Source organism: Bilifractor sp. LCP21S3_F8, from assembly GCF_052117805.1.
GTDB lineage: Bacteria > Bacillota > Clostridia > Lachnospirales > Lachnospiraceae > Bilifractor.
Genome location: NZ_JBQKIK010000057.1, coordinates 1 through 1,605, shown reverse-complemented (window position 1 = coordinate 1,605; position 1,605 = coordinate 1). Strand labels below are relative to the sequence as shown.

Annotated in this window: 2 protein-coding genes and 1 pseudogene; all 3 read left to right on the top strand. The window is 45.9% G+C overall.

Translation table 11 applies throughout. From position 1 onward, the window contains the following. Nucleotides 1–2: 2 nt before the first annotated feature. Nucleotides 3–251, top strand: a pseudogene (locus tag ACTQ3A_RS13845) (transposase); the annotation flags it as partial. A 45-nt stretch (nt 252–296) separates the two neighbouring features. Beyond that, on the top strand, nt 297–626 hold the full coding sequence (locus ACTQ3A_RS13840) for a transposase (protein WP_441495188.1): 330 nt from the start codon (nt 297–299) through the stop codon (nt 624–626). Continuing rightward, a complete protein-coding gene (locus ACTQ3A_RS13835; protein ID WP_441495187.1) occupies nt 623–1,519 on the top strand; it encodes an IS3 family transposase in 897 nt (298 codons plus the stop codon). Before ACTQ3A_RS13840 ends, ACTQ3A_RS13835 begins: the two co-directional genes overlap by 4 nt. Nucleotides 1,520–1,605 lie beyond the last annotated feature (86 nt).

Here is a 1,605-nt window from a genome sequence, read left to right as displayed (position 1 = left end):
AGATCAGCGCTACTGAAGCAGCCCGACTGATAGGTGTTGATAGGAGCAGCATTCGGGATTGGCGTAACCTATATCTTTCAGATGGTCCCTCTGCCCTCATGGTTCAATCCAATAACAAAACCTATTCTAAGGAGTTAAAACTTCAGGCTGTTCAAGAGTATCTTGATGGAAAATCAAGCCAGCGAGACATTGTTAAAAAATATCATTTGCGGAGTTCCAGGCAGTTACGCGACTGGATAAAGGTATATACTACTCATGGAGAGATCAAATCACGCACAAGCGGAGGAGGTAGCTACATGAGGAAAGCCAGAAGCACAACACCGGAAGAAAGACTTGCTATCGTCCAGGACTGCCTGGCTAACGATAAGAACTATGGTGCAATGGCATTGAAATACCAGTGTTCATACCAGCAGGTGCGAAACTGGGTAAAACGGTATGAGGAAATGGGCTCTGCCGGTCTGGAGGATCGTCGAGGCCATCGTGTAGGCACTATGCCAAGCCGCACCCCTGAAGAGGAAATGCGGGACAGGATCGCAGAACTGGAGAGGCGCAACCGTGATCTGCAGATGGAGAATGACCTGCTAAAAAAAGTCAGAGAGTTAGAGATGAAGGATCGCTATCTCTGACTCGCCATCTTTATAAGTACCAGGCGATCCGGGAACTCTCAGAAGAGCGACATTATCCAGTAGAACGGCTCTGTGGTTATCTTCATGTCCCACGCTCAGCGTATTATAGATGGTTAAAAAATCCGGAAAGCATAAGCGAGAAGAAAAACCAGAAGATCTCCGAAAAAATCAAGAAGATCCACGAAGACCATCCTGATATGGGATACAGAAGGATCCGCGATGAACTGGACAGAAGATATGATACAAATGTCAATGACAAGCGCGTCCTTCGTTTATGTCGTAAAAGCCACATTCAGTCTACTATAAAGTGGAAGCCAAAGAGTTGTACAAGAGCAGCGAATGATCCTGCACATATCGCCAGAAATTACATGAACCGGGACTTCCATGCGGATTCACCAAATGAAAAATGGCTGACCGATGTGACAGAATTCAAGTATTATGTCGGCATCGAGGTTCATAAAGTATACCTGAGTGCCATTCTGGATCTTTATGACCGCCGGATCGTGGCTTTTCGAATCAGCAATCATAACGATAATCCACTGGTGATGAATACCTTTGATGAAGCTGTTCGTCTGGAGCCGGATGCGCACCCTCTGTTCCATTCAGACCGTGGATTTCAATACACCAGTAAGCAGTTCAGCACAAGACTGAAGGAACACCATATGAAGCAGAGCATGTCCAGGGTAGCCCATTGTATCGACAACGGGCCGATGGAAGGTTTCTGGGGCATTTTGAAACGTGAGAGGTATTATGGAAGACGTTTTACGTCACAGGAAGCACTTGTCGAAATGATTACGAAATATATCCACTACTACAATAGTGAACGGATCCAGAGAAAGCTTCATCGGATGACCCCGATGGAATATCATGCAGCATTTGCAGTAGCAGCATAAAGAATACCGCCAGCTGATTCATTCCTCAACTGACGGTATCCAATCACTTATTATTTTTCACTGTCCCCTTGACGGGTAGCACACCA

Bases quoted from the DNA above. Each gene is read 5' to 3' on its own strand.
- ACTQ3A_RS13840 (WP_441495188.1), top strand. From the start codon at position 297: ATGAGGAAAGCCAGAAGCACAACACCGGAAGAAAGACTTGCTATCGTC.